At 61.2% G+C, this 510-nt stretch carries 1 pseudogene; it reads left to right on the top strand.

From position 1 onward, the window contains the following. Positions 1-296: 296 nt before the first annotated feature. A pseudogene (locus J5M71_RS27260) lies at positions 297-510 on the top strand (citrate-proton symporter); the annotation flags it as partial.

Consider the following 510-nt stretch of genomic DNA (forward strand, 5'->3'; position numbering starts at 1 on the left):
TCACCGAGGATGGCCTGCACTTCGCCGCGCACCCGCGCAGGATCGGCGACCCCGGCGTGGCGCACGTACTTGACCGACCAGGTGCTGCCCATGGTCGAACCGCCAACCTGTTCCAGGGAATCGCCGGTGCCGCAGCCGCCGATTGCCACCGCCAACACCACAAGCCCCCACCAGCGTCCAGTTAACAATTCTTCATCTCCCCGCAAAACCACGGCGGCCATTATGAACTACAAGCGCCCGCTCGCTTCCCCATGGCTGCAACGCCTTTATACAAAATTGAACAGTGAGTACCTCCCATGTCCTCCACCACGGGCAAAGGCAAAGCGATCTTTCGCGTTGTCAGCGGCAACTTCCTCGAAATGTTCGACTTCATGGTCTACGGCTTCTATGCCACGGCCATCGCCAAAACCTTCTTCCCCACCGACAGCGCCTTCGCTTCGCTGATGCTGTCGCTGGCGACCTTCGGCGCCGGCTTTCTGATGCGCCCGCTGGGGGCAATTTTCCTCGGGG

The organism is Pseudomonas sp. 43(2021) (genome assembly GCF_017490805.1).
Lineage (GTDB): Bacteria > Pseudomonadota > Gammaproteobacteria > Pseudomonadales > Pseudomonadaceae > Aquipseudomonas.